Genomic DNA, 18,823 nt, shown 5'->3' on the forward strand with positions numbered 1-18,823 from the left:
TATATATTGCCAAAAACAAAGAACAGGTATAAAATTAAAATATAGGAGAAATAATAAAAAAAATTAGAATAAAGGAGGGAAAATACTGTGAAAAAAGGATTTATGACAGGACTATTCTCAATATTAACAGCTAATTTAATGATTTCAAATTTTACTTATGCAAATATACAGGACAACGAAATTAAATTAAAGCATCTATCGAAAGAAGTAACCGATTTCATCGACAAAACCGACAAAAATAATGGAGGGGTAGCAAGTTTAGTAGCACAAGCTAATATTCCACAGGTTGCAGGAGATAAGAAGTTTAGCGTTGGAGCGGGTGTTTCTTACTACGATAAAAATGGAGGAGTGGCATTAGGACTTAGTGGACAAGATAAAAATCGTAGAGTTATATACAAAGCAACAGCAGGAGTTAGTTTTAATGGTTCATTTAGTATTGGGGCTGGTATAAACTATAACTTTGGAAAAACAAATGAAGAAAAAACAGATGAACTAGAAGATGTATACGCAAAATTAAATGCTATGGGTGACGAAGTTAAAAAAATAGAAGCTGAAAACGTAGAACTAAGCAAGAAACTACCTAAAAAAGAAATTAAGTATATAATTTCGGACTTTGATTTAGATAAATCAGATGTAAAGAAAATGCAAAAAGAAAAACTAGAAAGTGTTGTTGAGCTTATAAACACAAACTATGCTGATGGAACTGTTGAAATAACCGGATTTACAGATAGAGCCTATTACGAACAATACAATTTAGACCTAGGGTTAAGAAGAGCTAAAAATGCAAAGGAAATGTTAATGAATTTAGGTTTAAGTAAGGATGCTAAAATTTTAATAAGATCAAAAGCATTTAACGAAATAAGTGATGGGACACCAGCAGACTTAAGAAGAGTAGAAATCAAGATAAGCGATACAATAATATATTAGAAATGATTAATTTTTAAAAAAAAGGAGGTAAGAAACCTTGAAAAATAAAATAAAAAGATGGTCAGTATTAATATTATCAATATTAATAACACTAGCATCATCTATCTTAGTTTATGGGGAGGCACAAGATAGTACACCATCACCATCAGCACCACCAGGACCACCACCAGCACCACCAGGACCACCACCAGCACCAGAAGATGAAGAAGATGAAGAAGATGAAAATGAAGATGGAGATGAAGGATCAGGAACTGATACAACACCACCAACTCCTGAGGATCCAAAAAAACCAGGAGGAACAACTCCTGAGGATCCAACAACACCAGGAGGACCAAATCCTGAGAATCCAAAAAAACCAGGAGGAACAACTCCTGAGGGTCCAAAAAAACCAGGAGGAACAACTCCTGAGGATCCAAACACAGGAGGAACAACTCCTGAGGATCCAAAAAAACCAGGAGGAACAACTCCTGAGGATCCAAACACAGGAGGATCAACTCCTGAGGATCCAAAAAAACCAGGAGGAACAACTCCTGAGGATCCAAACACAGGAGGAACAACTCCTGAGGATCCAACAACACCTGTTACCGCTTCTATATTAACTGGAACAGATCTTCCAGAGGGTAAAGTTATGTTGAAGCACTTGGCTAAGGAAGTTAAAGATCGTATAGAAAAAAGTGAGAAAAATAGTGGTGGAATAACAAGTTCTATTGCTGTTGCAAATATACCTCAAGTTTCTATGGATAGAAGATTTAGCGTTGGTGCAGGAGTTTCGTACTATGATAGAAATGGAGCTATAGCAGTTGGTATAAGTGGACAAGATAAAGACCATATTGTAATATACAAAGCTGCGGTAGGTACAAGCTTTAAAGGTGACTTTAATGTTGGAGCAGGTTTAAATGTTAACTTTGGTAAAATTGGAAATAAAAAGGATGATTTAAAAGCTTTATATGCTAAAATAAATAGTGTGGGAGATAAGATTAATAATTTAAAAATAAAGAATAGAGAATTAAAATTAAGATTATCTAAAAAGGCAATAAAATACATAATTTCTAATTTTGATTTAGACCATTCAGAATTAAAAGGTTTAGTTGAGCTTATAAATACAAATTATGCTAATGGTACAGTTGAAATAACTGGATTTACAGATAGAGCATATACTGAGGAGTATAACTTAGATCTAGGATTAAAAAGAGCTAAAACTGTTAAAGAAATGCTAATGAATTTAGGTTTAAGTAAAGATATTAAAATCTTAATAAGATCTGATGCATTTAATGAAATAACTGATGGAAATGCTAGTGATTTAAGAAGAGTAGAAATTAAGATAAGTGATACAGTGATATATTAAGAAAAAAGGGTGAATAGTGTTACTAAATAACATAAAATCACTCTTTTTTTTTATTTTATTGCTTAGATTTTGTTTAATATGTAGTTTTTATTGATAAATTTGTCTAAAAGTGATAAGATAATAAATAAACAGTCAGGAGGTAGAAATGCTAAAAATAGTACCAAAAGAGATAAGAAAATATTTTATAACTGTCTTTTGTATGGGTATAGTAGCATTTTTTTTAGGTCTACTTTTTGATAACAAGTATATTTATATAGCCTATGCTAGTGGAGTTTTTGTTTCATTTTTTATGAATCTATACCTTTTATATATTACATACAAGGTAGTGTATGAGTATAAAGGAGTATCTTTAATGAGTTTAAGGTATATAACTTCATTTATAATATATGCAATATCAATATACTTAATAAGTTTGGTGATAGAAGATAAATATGCAATTTTAGCTAATGCTTTAGGATTAATAAGCTTTAGACTTGTTATTTATTTTTATCTATTAGTGAATAAAATAATAAGAAAGTGAGGTGTAAGTCTTAATGTTAAAAAAGCCTTTTGTTAGGATAAGTATGATTTTTATAGGAGTTACTATATTAGTTAATGGAATATTAGCATTAATTTCTACATATTTACCAATAAGTTTTTTAAAGCCAAAAGACATTATTGAAGGTCCTAAAATATTTGCAAAATTCAATTTATTAGGAATAAATATATATATAAATCAGACTATATTAAATACATGGATATTAATGCTTTTAATGATAGTTATTTTATATCTTGGAACAAGAAAACTAAGTGTAGAAAAACCAGGTGTTATGCAGTTAATTTTAGAGGAACTTTATAATTTTATAGATGAACAATTCCTAGCAAATTTTAAAAATTATAAAAAGACCTTTATGCCACTGTTTTCAGCCTTATTCTCTTTTTTATTGTTAGCTAACTTATCGAGTTTTTTATTCCCTTTTATATGGATGAAAGAAACTCATGGAAACATAACAAAGATAGTTCCATTTTTTAGAACCCCAACAGCAGATATAAATACAACAGTTGGATTAGCTTTAATAGTAACAATTACTTTTATTGGATGTGGCATATACAAAAATGGAGTTATAGGAATAATAAGAGATTTATCAAAACCTTTTGTATTAATGTTTCCAATTAACTTAATAGGAGAATTAGCAAAGCCAATTAACATTTCTATGCGTTTATTTGGAAATATGTTCGCAGGGATTGTTATTGTAGGATTATTATATGGAATAAGTTTAAATAACATTTTATCTAGTTGGACTGGTAATATGCTAAATGGAAGTTTCTCATTTGCTGTAATGTGGCCAGGATTCTTACAACTATATTTAGATTTATTCATAGGTGCTTTACAAGCATTCGTATTTACAGTATTATCATCAGTTTATGTGCAACAAGCATTACTAGGTGATGAAGACGACGAAAATTAGGGAGGTAAAAAATATGTCAGTAGAATTAGTACAAGCAGCAGCATTATTAGGAGCAGGTATTGCAGCATTAGGAGGAGTTGGAGCTGGATTAGGACAAGGTATTGCAACAGCTTATGCAGTTGAAGCAGTATCTAGACAACCAGAAGCAAGATCTTCAATTATGAATACTTTATTCATAGGGTGTGCTATAACAGAATCAACAGGTATTTACGCTTTAGTTATATCTTTATTATTAATATTATTAAAAGGTTAGTTAATTATAAGGGGGAAACATGGAACAAAATAGTTTAATAACAATAGATTTTTCTATGGTTATTCAAATGATAAACTTTTTAATCATGGTCTATGTTTTTTACAAACTTTTCAGTAAGAAAATCGGTGGAATAATAGAACAAAGAAGAAATATTGCTACTCAAGATTTAGAAAAAGTAAAAATCGAACAAGAAAAATTAGAAGAACAAAAGAAAATTGTTGATAAATTAAGAAGAGAATCTAAAAAAAGAGCAAACGATATCATTATTAAAGCTGAAATTCAAGCAGATAATAGAAAAGAGCAAATTATAAATAACGCTAACATATCTAAAGAAAGAATGATGGCAAATGCTGAAAATGAAATAATTAAAATGAGAGCAAAAGCCGAATTAGAACTTCAAAAGGAAGTTGGAGAAATAGCTATAAAAATTGCAGAAAAGATAATAAAGGAAAATGTATCAGAAAATCAAGACTTGCAAGTTAAAAGTGTAGATAATTTTATAAATGAAATTGGTGAATAATATGGAGAATATAAAATTAAGTAAGATATATGCTAATGCAATTTTTGAAATAGCTAGTGAAAATGATAGTGTGAGTCAAATACTAGAACTATTAAATGAATTAGTATCTAAAATAGAAGAAGATACAGAGTTTAAGAAGTTTTTATCTAATCCAATAGTGGATAAGTCTAGTAAAATAGAACTATTAAATAAGCTGTTAGTAAATAATAGTGAGATAGAAAAAAACATTTTAAACTATTTAGTAGAAAAAAATAGAATAAAAGCTTTATCTGGTATTAAAAAGGCTTATTTAGAAATTTATCATGAAACTAAAAATGAGTTAATTGTAACTGGAATATTTCCAACTGAATTATCTGAAACACAAAAAGAAAAATTAGTAAAAAAATTAGAAAAATTAAAAAGTAAAAAAATAATACTTGATATAAAAGTTGATAAAACTTTAGTAACAGGTGGAATAATAAAAATAAATGACGAAGTAATAGATGGTTCGCTAAAAAGTCAACTTGAAAAAATTAAAGAGTCATTTTAGGAGGTGATACATTTGAATATTAGACCAGAAGAAGTTAGCAAAATTATTAAAGACGAAATAAATAACTATAAAAAGAATATAGATATATCAAATGTTGGAACAGTTGTAAAAATAGGTGATGGTATTGCTAGAATCTATGGATTAACTAATGTAATGTTAGGAGAACTTATTGAATTTTCTAACGGTTCAGAAGGTATGGCATTAAACTTAGAAGAAGATAATGTAGGTGCTATAGTTTTTGGTTCAACTGTTGGTATAAAAGAAGGAGATATAGTAAAAGCTACTGGTAAGGTAACAAGTGTTAAAGTAGGAGATAGCTTACTTGGACGTGTTGTTGATGCACTAGGGAATCCAATAGATGGTAAGGGAGAAATAGAATCAAACGAATACAGAGAAGTAGAAAAAGTTGCTTCAGGTATTATAGATAGATCTCCAGTTAATGAGCCATTACAAACAGGTATAAAATCAATAGATGGACTTGTTCCAATAGGACGTGGACAAAGAGAGTTAATAATAGGAGATAGACAAATAGGTAAAACTGCTATTGCAATAGATACAATAATTAATCAAAAAGATACTAATGTAAAATGTATTTATGTAGCAATAGGTCAAAAAAGATCAACTGTTGTTAATATAGTTAATAAATTAGAAGAAGCAGGAGTTATGCATAAAACAATAGTAGTAGCAGCTACTGCTAGTGAATCAGCATCACTACAATACTTAGCACCTTACTCAGGTGTAACTATGGCTGAGTATTTTATGTATAATGGTGAAGATGTACTAATAGTTTATGATGATTTATCAAAACATGCAGTAGCATATAGAGAAATGTCATTACTATTACACAGACCACCTGGGCGTGAAGCTTATCCAGGAGATGTTTTCTACTTACATTCAAGACTATTAGAAAGAGCAGCTAAATTAAGTAGTGAATTAGGTGGAGGAAGTATAACAGCACTCCCAATAATAGAAACACAAGCAGGAGATATTTCTGCATATATTCCAACAAATGTAATTTCAATTACAGATGGACAAATATTCTTAGAAGCAGACTTATTTAATGCAGGATTTAGACCAGCAATAAATGCGGGATTATCTGTTTCTCGTGTTGGAGGATCAGCACAAATAAAAGCAATGAAACAAGTAGCAGCAAGTATTAAGCTAGAATTAGCTCAATATAATGAATTATTAGCGTTTGCTCAATTCGGATCAGACCTTGATAAAGCTACAAGAGATCAATTAAATCGTGGGGAACGTATAATGGAAGTTTTAAAACAACCACAATACAAACCATATAAAGTAGAAGATCAAGTTTTAGTATTCTATTCAGTAACTCATGGTTACTTAGATGATATTGATATAGAAGATGTAAAAAGCTTTGAAAAAGAAATGTTAGAAACTGCTAGAAATACAAGTGACATATTAGATAATATATTAGAGAAAAAAGCTCTTGATGAAGAATTGATAGCTAAGATAGAGAAATTCTTAACTACATTTAAAAAGGATTTTGTCCATTAGAAAAAGGAGAATATTGTGGCTTCAAATACAAAAGAAATTAAAGAAAGAATTGGTAGTATAAAAAATTCAAGACAAATTACAAGTGCCATGAATGTTGTATCTACTACTAAATTCAAGAAGTATCAAGCTCTAACTCTAAAATCAAGAGCATATAGTAAAGCTCTAGATGATGCATTTGAAAATATAATTGGAAGTGTAAGTGCTAAAAGTCACGTTCTATTTTCTGGTAAAAAAGAAGTGAAAAAAGTAGGTTTAATTGTTATGACTTCTGATAGAGGATTATGTGGAAGTTTTAATTCTAATACCTTAAAAAAAATGGAAAAATATATAAACAGATTTTCTAAAAAAGGTGTAAAAGTTTCAGTAATAACTATTGGAAAAAAAGCAAGAGATTATTGCAGTGAAAGAGGTATATTTGTTGATAGTGAATATACTCAATTAATACCAGAAACTATGTTTGAAAAAGCAAAAACAATAAGTGAAGACATAGTTAATAACTATTTAGAAGATAAATATGATGAAGTTTATTTAATATATTCTAAATTTGTTTCAGTTATACAGTATGATTTATTAGATGAAAAAATACTTCCTTTTGAAAGAGATTTAGAAGATAAATCATATACATATATATTTGAACCAACAGAAGAAGATGTTTTAGTAGAATTTATACCTAAAATGTTAAATATTAAACTTTATCAAGCATTACTTGAAAATACAGCAAGTGAACATTCTGCTAGAATGACTGCAATGAAAAATGCAAGTGATAATGCAGATGATTTAATCAAAAAACTAACATTACAATATAATAGAGTTAGACAAGCAAAAATAACACAAGAAATAAACGAAATAGTTGCAGGAGCAACTGCCCAAACAGGAAGAGATTAATATAAGGAGGTGAACTCTTTTATGAATAAAGGTAAAATAGTACAAATAGTTGGACCAGTTATAGATGTTGAATTCAAAGAAACATTACCTAATATATATAATGCATTAGAAATATATTTAGACGGTAAAAAAATAGTTGCAGAAGTGCACTCTGATACTGGAAATAATGTAGTAAGAGCCATTGCATTATCTAGTACAGAAGGATTAAAAAGAGGTTTAGAAGTAATAGATACAGGAGAACCTATAAAAGTTCCAGTAGGGAATGCTACGCTAGGTAGAATTTTCAATGTTTTAGGTGAAACAGTTGATGGTAAAGACCAAGTACCAGCTGATGTGGAAAGAGAATCTATACACAAAGAAGCACCAACATTTGAAGAACAAGAACCAAGTAAAGAAATATTAGAAACAGGAATAAAAGTAGTTGATTTATTAGCACCTTACTTAAAAGGTGGAAAAATAGGTCTATTTGGAGGTGCTGGAGTAGGAAAGACAGTACTTATACAAGAATTAATAAATAACATAGCAAAAGGTCATGGAGGATTATCAGTATTTGCTGGAGTTGGAGAACGTACAAGAGAAGGTCGTGACTTATACAACGAAATGACTGAAAGTGGTGTTATAAAAAATACAGCATTAGTATTCGGACAAATGAATGAGCCAAGTGGAGCTAGATTAAGAGTAGGATTAACAGCACTTACTATGGCAGAACATTTTAGAGATAAAAAAGGACAAAATGTTTTACTATTCATAGATAATATATTTAGATTTACTCAAGCAGGAGCAGAAGTTTCAGCAGTTTTAGGAAGATTACCATCAGCAGTTGGATATCAACCAAACTTAGCTACTGAAATGGGAACATTACAAGAAAGAATTACAACAACAAAAACAGGATCAATTACATCAGTACAAGCAGTATATGTACCAGCAGATGACTTAACTGACCCTGCACCAGCTACAACATTTAACTTCTTAGATGCTACAACAGTTTTAAGTAGACAAATAGCATCACTAGGAATTTATCCAGCAGTTGACCCACTAGATTCAACTTCAAGAATACTAGAACCAGAAATAGTTGGAAATGAACACTATAAAGTAGCCCGTGAAACACAAAGAGTATTACAAAGATATAAAGAATTACAAGATATAATTGCTATACTAGGTATGGATGAATTATCAGATGAAGATAAGGTAACAGTTAACCGTGCAAGAAAAATCCAAAGATTCTTCTCACAACCGTTCTCTGTTGCAGAACAATTTACAGGTATGGAAGGTAAATATGTACCTTTAAAAGAAACAGTAAGAGGATTTAAAGAAATTTTAGAAGGAAAACACGATAATCTTCCAGAACAAGCCTTCTTATACGTAGGAACTATTGATGAGGTAGTAGAAAAAGCTAAAAAAATGGCAGGTGAATAGAAATGAAAGATAAAAAAAGTGTACTTTCTATTGAAGTTGTATCGCCTATGGGATCAGTTTTTAGCTCTTCTGATGTAGTATTTGTTAAAGTTAAAGGAAGTCGTGGAGATGTTGGAATACTTCCAAATCATACTAATTATGTTACAAGTCTAGGGGCTGGACAAATGTTAGTTAGATTTTCTGATAAAAAAGAAGAGTCATACTTTGTTGATGGTGGATTTTTAGAAATAAGAGATAACAGAATAATAGTTATAGCAGAAGATATATATGAATCATCTAAAGAGGAAATCATTAAAAAAGAAAGAAAAGAAGCAATCGAAAGAGCAACTCGTGAAAAATTATCTGAAGATAGAGATGTTCTTGGAACTAAAAAAAGAATTCAAGACAGCTTAAGAAATTAAAAATAACATGTACCAATGTGTGCATGTTTTTTTATATTAGTTTAGTTAAAATATATAAAACGGGAAAATAAAGGGTATTATTTAGATTTTCTTGCCAAAGTCTTTAAAAAAAGGTATAATTTATTGATAAAAATAAATTTAAGGAGAAATATGACAAAACAGGAGAGAAAAATATATAGTTTAATAAAAGAAAATCCTTCAATTTCTCAAAAGGAAATAGCAGAAATTTTAAATTTGACAAGAGCAGCAGTAGCAGTTCATATTAGTCATATTACAGAAAAAGGATATATTTTAGGAAGACAATATATTGTAAAGAAAAATAAGCAAGTACTAGTTATAGGAGCTTGTAATGTGGATATGCAGGGTTTTGCAAATGATAATTTTGAGTTATATAATTCTAACATGGGAAAAATAAAAATTACTTTTGGTGGAGTTGGAAGAAATATAGCAGTAAATTTAAATAAGTTATGCAAAAATACAAAAATGTTGACGGTTTTAAGCAAGGATAAAAATGGTATTGAAGTATTAAATGATTTAATAAGAAATCAAATAAATGTAGAAGATATTTTAACTGTAAATGAAAATATGTCTACATATCTTTCAATCTTTAATACTAATTCAGAAATGATAGCAGCAATATCTGATATGGGTATAATTAAAAATTTATCGGTAGAATATTTAAAAACAAAAGAAGATTTAATAAAAAAAGCAGAGATTATAGTAATTGATACTAATATACCAAAAGATAGTATTGAATACATTGCATCTAAAATAAATAGTAAAGCTAAATTAATAGTAGATACTGTTTCTATTGAAAAAGCTAGCAAAATTAATGGTATATTAGATAAGATAACTGTACTTAAAACAAATAAACTAGAGTTAGAAGCTATAGCTGGTGTAAGTTTAAATAAAGTAACAGATATAAAAAAGGCAGCAATTGAATTACTAAAAAAAGGTGTAAAAAAAATATTTGTAACATTAGGTCCCGATGGTTTAGTTTATGGGGATATAAATAAATTAGTTAAAATTTCATCGCCTAAAAAAATAGAAGTTGTTGATGTTAATGGAGCTGGTGATATATTTACTTCAGCTTTAATTTATGCTGAAAATTTAAATTTATCACTAGGGAAAATGGCTAAATTTGCACAATCAGCTGCAATATTTAAGCTATCAAAATTAGGGACAAGCCCAGAGGATTTTTCATTAAATAGTATAAAAGAGGTTGCTAAAAAGCACTTCCCAGAGATAAGTAAAGGAGATTTTTTTTATGAATAATAAATATGTAGAAATTAGTAAAGAGGTAGCTTTAGCTATAGAAAAGGGACTACCAGTAATAGCATTAGAATCAACAATAATATCACATGGGATGCCTTATCCTAAAAATAAGGAAACTGCATTAAATGTAGAAAAAATAGTAAGAGAAAATGGTTGTATTCCAGCTACTATAGGAATAATAAATGGTAAAATAAAAGTAGGATTAAGTAATGAAGAAATAGATTTACTAGCAATAGAAGGTCTAAAAGTAGCAAAAGTAAGTAGAAGAGATTTAGCTTATGTAATTTCTAATAAATTAAATGGAGCTACAACAGTTGCTACAACTATGATAGGTGCAAGTTTAGCTGGAATCAAAATATTTGCAACAGGTGGAATAGGTGGAGTTCATAGAGATGGACAAAATACTATGGATATATCAGCAGATTTAGAAGAATTAGCTAAAACGAATGTTGCAGTAGTTTGTGCAGGAGCAAAATCAATACTAGATTTAGGATTAACACTAGAATATCTTGAAACAAAAGGTGTTCCAGTTTTAGGGTATAAGACAAAAATATTACCAGCTTTTTATACTTCAACATCTAATTTTGAATTAGACTATAATATGAATTCAAGTAAAGAAATAGCAGACTTATTAAAAGCTAAATGGGAACTAGGTTTAAATGGAGGAGTAGTTATTGCTAACCCAATACCTAAAGAATATGAAATGCCTCGTGAATTAATTGATTCTGTTATAGAAAAAGCAGTTAATAAGGCAAATGAATTAGGAGTAAAAGGTAAAAATATAACACCATTTTTATTAGATGAAATTCAAAAAGTGACAAGTGGTAAATCATTAGATTCTAATATAGAGTTAGTATATAATAACGTAAAATTAGCTTGTAAGATAGCTAAGAATATGTAATGTTAGTATATATTTCTCCAATGTCTGGCTATACTGATTTTAGCTATAGACAGATAATGAAAAAATTTGGTCCAGATTTAATGTACACAGAAATGGTTAATTCTAATTTATTAAGTCAAAAAAATTCAAATACATTAGAAAAAATAATGAGAATTAGTAATGATGAAAATACAGGAATACAATTATTTGGATCTGATATAGAAAATTTATATAATAACTTCATATATTTAAATGAATTAGGTTACCACGATTTACTTTTAAATATGGGCTGTCCACAACCAAAAATATTAAAAAATGGTAGTGGTGCTAATATGTTAGAAAGATATGATGAAATACAATATCTTTTAAGTTCTTTAAAAGAAAAAAATATATCAGTATCTATTAAAATTAGGGATTCTATAAATACCATGAAATATTTTAATCTGGCTAATAAGCTAAATATTCCTTATCTATGCTTACATCCAAGAACAAAAGAACAAGGATTTAATGGATTTGCTAATCATAATATAACAAAAAAATTATCAAGTTTAGATAGAAATTTTAAACTAATAGCAAATGGAGATATTTTTAGTTTAGAAGATTATAGAAAAATAAGTAAGTATAATATTGATGGCGTTATGTTAGCAAGGGGTATTATATCAAATCCATATTTAATAAAAGAAATTAAAGAGGACAAAAAAATAATAAGAAGTTTAGAAGAAGATAAAAACTTAATAATAGAACATATAAACCTATTAGTTGAAGATAAGGGTGAGAAAAAAGCCCTTTTAGAAATAAATAAGTTTTTAATAGAGTATTTTAAGTTTTTAAATAAAGAAGATATGAAAAGTATACTGGTTGAAAAAGACTATAATAGAAAAATAAAGTTAATAAAAGAAGTAAAACTTCCATGAAATTAAAAATCAAGGAAGTTTTTTTTACTAAATTTATTTAATTAACTTAATCAAAAAAAAAATTATTTTAAATTATTTCTAATTGTTACTACAAAAAAAATATTTTGTTCACCTTATTTACTACACTAAAGTTTTTGAATTTAGTATTTCAAAAAAAATTTTTTAGTCATATACTCACACTGAAGCAAGGTAGAAAAAATAGGAGGTAAAATGAATGATTTAATCAGTACAAATAGAGTAATATTATTTGAGAAAATAAATGAAGAAAAATTAAATCTTCTAACTTTAATATCAGAAGAAATAGATATTAAAAGTTTATCAGATGATAAGATAGAAGAAATAAACAAGAATTTAGTTGTTAGTAGCTTTAGCGAGTTTTTAGAAAAGTTTAAGCCTAAAATATATAGTTATTTTGATAAAGATAAAAATACTATAGCATATAGTTTGGAAAAGCCAAATATAAAAAGTGAGTTAATATCTGAAATTAATCTAGATAAAGAAAATACCTTTTTAAATATGTTAATTTCTTTAATAGAAACAAGAGAAAAAAATAAGGTAAAGACAATAAACTTTAATTATGAGGATATACTAGATTATTTGTCACCTAAAAAAATTATGAAAGATTTAAAACAATTAAGATCTGAAATAGCTTACTTATATGATAAATATGAAAAAGTTGATGATAAGGATCCATTAAAATTAGAAATAGCAGATAAGCTAAACTATAATTTTCATAATGCATCTAAAAACTATAACAACGTTTTAGCTATGTTACCACTAGCTATAAATGATATAGAAAAAAGACTTTTTATTACAGATAATAAAGTTTCTAAAAATACGATAAATAAAATAAGTGCAGGAAAGCTTAGTATTGGTGCAAATGGAGAACTAGAAATTATTAGTATAAATACTAATGAAACTAAGTTACTAGAAGGGACTAATATAGAAAATCAAGAAAAATTAGCGCTAGAGTTTAGAAAAGACTATAACGAAAATTCAGAAGAGAAAAATCCATATATAGAAAATTTAATAACAAGGACTTTTGCACCAGTAAATGATGAAATTGTAAATATTGAAGTAGAAAAAGAGATTGTAAACTACAATAACTATGTAACAATGTATAAAATGGCACAGGAAAATTTTATTGAAGTAGCAAAAGAGTTAATAAAAAAAATAATAGGTGTAAAGCTATTTTTTTCTCAGTATGACGTTAAAAATTCACTAATGAAACCAAAGTTACTAATCACTAATATTGATACAGATGAATTAGTAAGTGCTAAAAATCTAGATAAACTAGAAGTATTTTTAAATACTGTAAATAATAAGAATGATTTTTCTAATACCATATGGTTTTCAATAATACCTAATATTGAATTTAATGTAAATGAAGAAAAAAATATTAAAAAAAGATTTAGAGGAAGTGAAAAAAATAAAGAAAATACTAATAGTTTAAACACTTTAATAAGCTTAACAAGTGTATTATCTAAGTATAAGATACAAAGTTTTTTCAATTTTGAAGCAAATTATAAAACAGATTTTAAAACAGTTTCTTTAAATGGAATAGATGAGTATATAGAAAAATGTAAGTTACTTGAAAATAAAGAATATTCAGAATATTTAATAGCGTGTATACCAAATTTCACTTTAATACCTAAAAATATGTCTAAGGTAAATATAGCAAGTGAAATAAGGTATGAAAATGAAAAGATCGAAAAATCAAATGAAGTAAGTTTTTATATAAATGGAATTTATATAGATTCATCATATATAGCAGCAGGAATAACTGCAAGTATGCAATGTCCTAATTATTTAAGTGAAAGATACACTAATGTATTAAAAGAAACGCCTGGAGTTAGAATAAATATAGAAGCAAAAGATAATGCTTTTAGAATTAAGACTAATTTAGCAAAAGAAATTTCAGGTTATACAAAGGATATTAAAAATAGGATAAATGAATTAAATTTTGGGTATATATTTACATCAGATGAAATAGTTCATGATAATAAGTTAATAGATAATATAATGGTGTATAAGGCAAGAAGTTTATCAAAAAATACACAAGGTACATATGAACCTATATATAAAACAACAACAACTACATATATTGAAAGAGTATTAAGATATATGACTGCAGATTTTAAAGAAGAAAAATTAGATGAGTTTTTCAGTAATAATCCAAATAGTGTTAAATCAAAATGGTTATCAAATACCAATATGATAAATTCAATCTTAAAATTAGAAGATGATATAAGTATAGAAAAGTTTTCTAATTCAAATACTTTTAGCTTAAATTTAAAGCTATCAGGAGAAGTAAGGCATCTTAAATTATTAATAAATGGTAAGGAATAGGGGGTGAAATAAATGGGAATGAGATTAGTTATAAAAGGGCAAAATGATGAGATTATACTTGAAAAAGATAATATAAGCTCTGTAAAGTATTTATCAGATACACCAAATGACTCTAACGCAAGAGCAACAGAGTTGCAAGTAAGTGTTGAAGTTATTGGTAAAATAATAAGTCAAACAGATGATATTACTAAAAAATTAAGTCTTTGGTCTTTAATTCCAGCAGAATCGCAAGACGCATATAGAGAACTTACTTTAGAGGTAATATCAGCTGGAATTGTACAAAGGAAAATCGTAATGCCTAATAGTTTTTTAATAGATTATAGTGAAGACTTTAATAGTTTGTCTGGAACAGGAAGTTTTAGATTACTAGCAAAACAAAAAAAAGAAAAAATAAGTGAAATTAAAATAGAGGGTGGTTACGATGCAAAGTAAAAGAACAATAAAACTACCTATATATAGAAAGTTTCAAAATTTAACTAGTGAATCTTTAAATTCTATTGTTAATTCATATAAAAAGTATATAGGGTCTAAGTATATAGATTATAGTGATGGTATTATAGAAGGTCTTTTTATTAAGGTTATAGATAATAATCTATTTGAAATATCCGAAGGAATTTTTAAATTAAACTCAAATGTATATTTATTAGATGATAAAATATATATAAAAAGGCCAGAATTAGAAGGAAGGTATGCTCTTATTCTAAATGTTGAAAAACTTGCAAATAAGGAATATGACGAATTTGAAATAAGTGTATTTTTTAAAGAAACTACTCTTGTATCAGATGATGACTTTGTCTTATTTAACATAATTTTAAGAGATGGAGCTAATATATATAGTAATTCAACAGAATTTGTAGAGTATGAAAAAGAATTTAATGTAATAGATTTAACTAATCAAAAGTACTCTATAAAAGATGAATTATACACAGTAAATCCGTATATTTTAACTAAGTTTTGTGAAGAAATGGAAAAATTTAATTTAAATGATTTTGACTTTAGTATGTGTATGCTATTTAAAAATGCTAGCGTAAAAAAAGAAGTTCTGATTTCATATATAAATAGAAAATTAAATATGAAAGAAAAAATCCTCTCAAATAAACAAATTAGAAATTATCTTTTTAAAATATTAAAAGATATAGAAAGTAATAGAATTGTTAAAGAGAATATTAATAAAGATCTTGAACCTTTCAGTATCATATAAAAGTAAAACTAGTAAAAAAATAGTAAAAAGAAGTTTTAATTATGATTTAATATATATTATTGTGACTATAATTTTATCACTTCTTTATTATATTACCTATAATAGAATAGAAAAAGCTTTAATATTACTATGTTTAATGTTAGCTATTTATTCTACTTACAATATATATCTTAAAAAAAGTCTTTTTAATATTAAAATTGAAAATATGTTTGAAAATGAATTAAAAAAAAGAAAAATAGAAGAATTAGAAGAAATAAAAAGAAAAGATAATATAAATAGGATAATAATAATAGACGATAAAGATAATGAAATAGGTCTTGTAGAGATAAAAAAAAATAACTACAAGATAGGTAAAAAAAATAATAAAAATGATGTTGATATTGACTTAAAAGATGTAAAAGAATCAGAGTTAATAAGTAAAGAACATGCAATTATTTCAAAAATTAAAGATACTTGGTATCTAATAGATTTGAATTCAACAAACGGTACCACTTTAATTAAAACTAATAATAGAAAAATCATATTAAAAAATGAAAAAGAACATATACAAATAGGTGATATCATTAAATTAAATAATAAAATTAGTATTTTAATAAATTAGGAGTAATATGGAATTTAGAAAATGTGATATGGGACATATAATAAGTTATGAAAAAAAAGAATGTCCTTATTGTAAACTAGTCCCAAAAAATGAAGAAGAAAATATACAAGATGATGATATTTTAAAAACAAAGCTAATAGTAATAAACAATATAAAAGCAGTTGTTGCTTGGCTTGTTAATATATCAGGACTTGAAAAAGGTATGGACTATAAATTAAAAGACGGTAGAAATTTTATTGGGAAAAGTGAATCAGCTGATGTTTGCATACTAGGTGATGAAAATATAGATGAAACAAATCACTTTAGTATAAATTACAACAAAAAGCAAAGAAACTTTGTTATAACTCCAGGAAAATCTCAAAGTATAGTCTATGTTAATAAAAAAGCTCTATATGAAACAAAGCCTATTGAAAATTTTAGTTTAATAGAAGTATCAAATACAAAGCTAGTTTTTGTAAAATTTGTAGGTGATAATTTTAGTTGGGAAGCAAATGTATAGATATTATGATATAGATTTTAAGAATAGCAAAAATACATATTTTGGATATTTAGAAAAAAATGGCATAATCTTATTTATCTTCATGCAAAAAGAAGGAGATCTAGAAACAAATACTAATGAAATTTTAGTTAACTTTATCGTTACAGAGTTTCTAGAAAAACAGGAGTTTAGTAGTAAATTTTTAAAAAATTTAATCATAAGGACAAACGACTTATTTAATGAAAAGAAAACTTGCGAGTTGGGTCTAAAGTTTTTATCAAGTTCAATTATGTTAGTTTTATCTAATAAAAGTAAGTATTTAATAGCATCTTCTGGAAATATACAAGCAAGTGTATTTGATAAAGATGAAAAATTAAAACTAAGAACAAGATTAGATAATATAGCATATGAACTTTATGAGAATAAAGAAATTACCTTTGATATGATAGCAGAGAATAAGTATCGCAAGGAGGTGACTAATTGTCTTGGGGGTTTAAAACAATTAGCTATAAATATGACTGGGGAATTAGAGTTAGAACTTATGGATACAATTTTAATAGAAGGTATAAACTCATGGGATAATACAAATAAAGAAATTGATTTTGCAAAAATTAAGATAAAAAAAATAGAAAAAAAAGAAAAAGGTAGAAAAAATTCGTTTTTAATAATCGGTATAATTATATTATTTAGCATATTCACACTGTTTATCTTAAATAATAAAAGAATCAAGGTCTATGAAGATAAAATAAATGAAGTTAAAGAAAATATTAAAATATATGAGAAAAATAAAGTCTATAAAAATATAGGAACAATGCTTTTAGAACTTGAAAATATATATAAAGATTTATATAAAGCTAAAGCTATATATATTCCTAGAAAACTAGAAATAGAATATGTAAAAGATACTGAATATATAAAAAGGGTAAGAGAAGATATAATTACATATAATGAAATAGAAAAAGAAATAAGTCAATCTAAGTTAGATATTAAAAATAATGAATATATTGTGGCATATAACAAGCTAGACAAGATAAAAAATAATAAATTAAAGTATAAATTAGATACAATAAATACTTTAATAATAGAATCAAATGATTTACAAAAAGCATATAATAATTTAGAAAAAATCGATGATTTATTAGAAAATGAAAAATATGAAGATTTAAAACTTCTTTTATCTGATACTAAAAAAATATATATGAAGTATAAAAGAGCGGATTTAATTAATACATTTTTAGAACCAGTATATGAAAAGATGAATGATAAAATAGAAAGTTTAAAAGCTATTATAGAAAAAACAATTGAAAGCTATAAAACTATGGAAAATAAAAATTTAGCATTAGTTAAATTAGATGATGCCTTTAATTTAGCTAAAAGGGTAGGTGATAATGATTTATTAGATAGAATTGAAAATGATAGAAAACTTTTAGATTCTGAAATAAAAAATTTAAAAGAAGAAATAGAAGTTTTAAAATTAGAAGCAAAGCAATATATGAATGAAAAAAAGTATAGAGTAAGCTTAGAGGCTTTTTTAGAAGTAAATAAAAAATTAAAAAAATTAGATCTAATAAGTGAAATAAATGAAAATAATAAAACGATTAGAAAAATTAAAGAACTAATACGAAAAGAAAAAAAACCAACAATAATAAAAAATAAAAAAAATGAGGTGGAAGGTGAAATTATAAAAAGTATTTATTTAAGTATTGAAAAGGGAGATGAGTATATATCTAATAACGAATTTAAAAATGCTTATGAAGAATATAAAAGGGCCTTAGATTTATCAAATAAAGTAAAAATTCCAAATATAACAATAAAAAAACTTAAAGATAAAATGAAATATTCGTACGAAAAAATAAATTCAGCGTGGTGGTAATGAGAGTTTT

The 18,823-nt window shown here is 26.5% G+C and carries 20 protein-coding genes; all 20 read left to right on the forward strand.

Going from position 1 to position 18,823, the window contains the following annotated elements; translation table 11 throughout:
* The first annotated feature begins 87 nt into the window (after window positions 1-87).
* Window positions 88-927 (forward strand): OmpA family protein, encoded by an 840-nt coding sequence (locus OMES3154_RS00735; RefSeq protein WP_156682937.1) that lies wholly within the window; start codon window positions 88-90, stop codon window positions 925-927.
* A gap of 37 nt (window positions 928-964) precedes the next feature.
* Entirely contained in the window at window positions 965-2,272 is a 1,308-nt protein-coding gene (locus OMES3154_RS00740; RefSeq protein WP_156682938.1) for an OmpA family protein, read from the forward strand.
* Window positions 2,273-2,417: 145 nt separating this feature from the next.
* Entirely contained in the window at window positions 2,418-2,792 is a 375-nt protein-coding gene (locus tag OMES3154_RS00745) for a hypothetical protein (protein ID WP_156682939.1), read from the forward strand.
* Between the two features lie 43 nt (window positions 2,793-2,835).
* Window positions 2,836-3,720 carry a F0F1 ATP synthase subunit A gene (atpB, locus tag OMES3154_RS00750; RefSeq protein WP_231679236.1) on the forward strand — a complete coding sequence of 295 codons (885 nt, stop codon included), beginning with the start codon at window positions 2,836-2,838 and terminating at the stop codon, window positions 3,718-3,720.
* 13 nt (window positions 3,721-3,733) lie between these two features.
* Window positions 3,734-3,973: an ATP synthase F0 subunit C gene (gene atpE / locus OMES3154_RS00755; protein WP_156682941.1), complete on the forward strand. Its 240-nt coding sequence runs from the start codon at window positions 3,734-3,736 to the stop codon at window positions 3,971-3,973.
* Between the two features lie 19 nt (window positions 3,974-3,992).
* Entirely contained in the window at window positions 3,993-4,493 is a 501-nt protein-coding gene (gene atpF / locus OMES3154_RS00760) for a F0F1 ATP synthase subunit B (RefSeq protein WP_156682942.1), read from the forward strand.
* 1 nt (window position 4,494) lies between these two features.
* Window positions 4,495-5,022, forward strand: a complete 528-nt coding sequence (gene atpH / locus OMES3154_RS00765) for an ATP synthase F1 subunit delta (RefSeq protein ID WP_197271446.1) — start codon at window positions 4,495-4,497, stop codon at window positions 5,020-5,022.
* A gap of 12 nt (window positions 5,023-5,034) precedes the next feature.
* Complete coding sequence (gene atpA, locus OMES3154_RS00770; RefSeq protein ID WP_156682944.1) at window positions 5,035-6,540, forward strand: F0F1 ATP synthase subunit alpha; 1,506 nt, start codon at window positions 5,035-5,037, stop codon at window positions 6,538-6,540.
* 15 nt (window positions 6,541-6,555) lie between these two features.
* On the forward strand, window positions 6,556-7,425 hold the full coding sequence (gene atpG, locus OMES3154_RS00775; protein ID WP_156682945.1) for an ATP synthase F1 subunit gamma: 870 nt from the start codon (window positions 6,556-6,558) through the stop codon (window positions 7,423-7,425).
* Window positions 7,426-7,446: 21 nt separating this feature from the next.
* Window positions 7,447-8,841, forward strand: a complete 1,395-nt coding sequence (gene atpD, locus OMES3154_RS00780) for a F0F1 ATP synthase subunit beta (protein ID WP_156682946.1) — start codon at window positions 7,447-7,449, stop codon at window positions 8,839-8,841.
* A gap of 2 nt (window positions 8,842-8,843) precedes the next feature.
* Window positions 8,844-9,242, forward strand: coding sequence for an ATP synthase F1 subunit epsilon (gene atpC, locus OMES3154_RS00785; RefSeq protein ID WP_156682947.1), 399 nt, complete (start codon window positions 8,844-8,846; stop codon window positions 9,240-9,242).
* Window positions 9,243-9,392: 150 nt separating this feature from the next.
* A complete protein-coding gene (locus tag OMES3154_RS00790; RefSeq protein ID WP_156682948.1) occupies window positions 9,393-10,517 on the forward strand; it encodes a carbohydrate kinase in 1,125 nt (374 codons plus the stop codon).
* Window positions 10,510-11,418 carry a pseudouridine-5'-phosphate glycosidase gene (locus OMES3154_RS00795; protein ID WP_156682949.1) on the forward strand — a complete coding sequence of 303 codons (909 nt, stop codon included), beginning with the start codon at window positions 10,510-10,512 and terminating at the stop codon, window positions 11,416-11,418. The genes OMES3154_RS00790 and OMES3154_RS00795 overlap by 8 nt, the downstream gene beginning before the upstream one ends.
* 20 nt (window positions 11,419-11,438) lie before the next feature.
* Window positions 11,439-12,311 carry a tRNA dihydrouridine synthase gene (locus OMES3154_RS00800; protein WP_269432426.1) on the forward strand — a complete coding sequence of 291 codons (873 nt, stop codon included), beginning with the start codon at window positions 11,439-11,441 and terminating at the stop codon, window positions 12,309-12,311.
* Between the two features lie 210 nt (window positions 12,312-12,521).
* Window positions 12,522-14,660, forward strand: a complete 2,139-nt coding sequence (locus OMES3154_RS00805; protein WP_156682951.1) for a transcriptional regulator — start codon at window positions 12,522-12,524, stop codon at window positions 14,658-14,660.
* Window positions 14,661-14,672: 12 nt separating this feature from the next.
* Window positions 14,673-15,092 carry a membrane-associated protease 1 gene (locus OMES3154_RS00810; protein WP_156682952.1) on the forward strand — a complete coding sequence of 140 codons (420 nt, stop codon included), beginning with the start codon at window positions 14,673-14,675 and terminating at the stop codon, window positions 15,090-15,092.
* Window positions 15,082-15,861 carry a hypothetical protein gene (locus OMES3154_RS00815; RefSeq protein WP_156682953.1) on the forward strand — a complete coding sequence of 260 codons (780 nt, stop codon included), beginning with the start codon at window positions 15,082-15,084 and terminating at the stop codon, window positions 15,859-15,861. Before OMES3154_RS00810 ends, OMES3154_RS00815 begins: the two co-directional genes overlap by 11 nt.
* Window positions 15,862-15,922: 61 nt before the next feature.
* Complete coding sequence (locus tag OMES3154_RS00820) at window positions 15,923-16,462, forward strand: FHA domain-containing protein (RefSeq protein ID WP_156682954.1); 540 nt, start codon at window positions 15,923-15,925, stop codon at window positions 16,460-16,462.
* Window positions 16,463-16,469: 7 nt separating this feature from the next.
* Window positions 16,470-16,961, forward strand: a complete 492-nt coding sequence (locus tag OMES3154_RS00825) for an FHA domain-containing protein (RefSeq protein WP_156682955.1) — start codon at window positions 16,470-16,472, stop codon at window positions 16,959-16,961.
* The gene (locus tag OMES3154_RS00830; protein WP_156682956.1) at window positions 16,954-18,813 is read left to right on the forward strand and encodes a coiled-coil domain-containing protein; all 1,860 of its coding nucleotides are present in this window, start codon (window positions 16,954-16,956) and stop codon (window positions 18,811-18,813) included. The genes OMES3154_RS00825 and OMES3154_RS00830 overlap by 8 nt, the downstream gene beginning before the upstream one ends.
* Window positions 18,814-18,823 lie beyond the last annotated feature (10 nt).

It is taken from the genome of Oceanivirga miroungae, from assembly GCF_902505095.1.
In the GTDB taxonomy this organism is placed as follows: Bacteria; Fusobacteriota; Fusobacteriia; order Fusobacteriales; family Leptotrichiaceae; genus Oceanivirga; species Oceanivirga miroungae.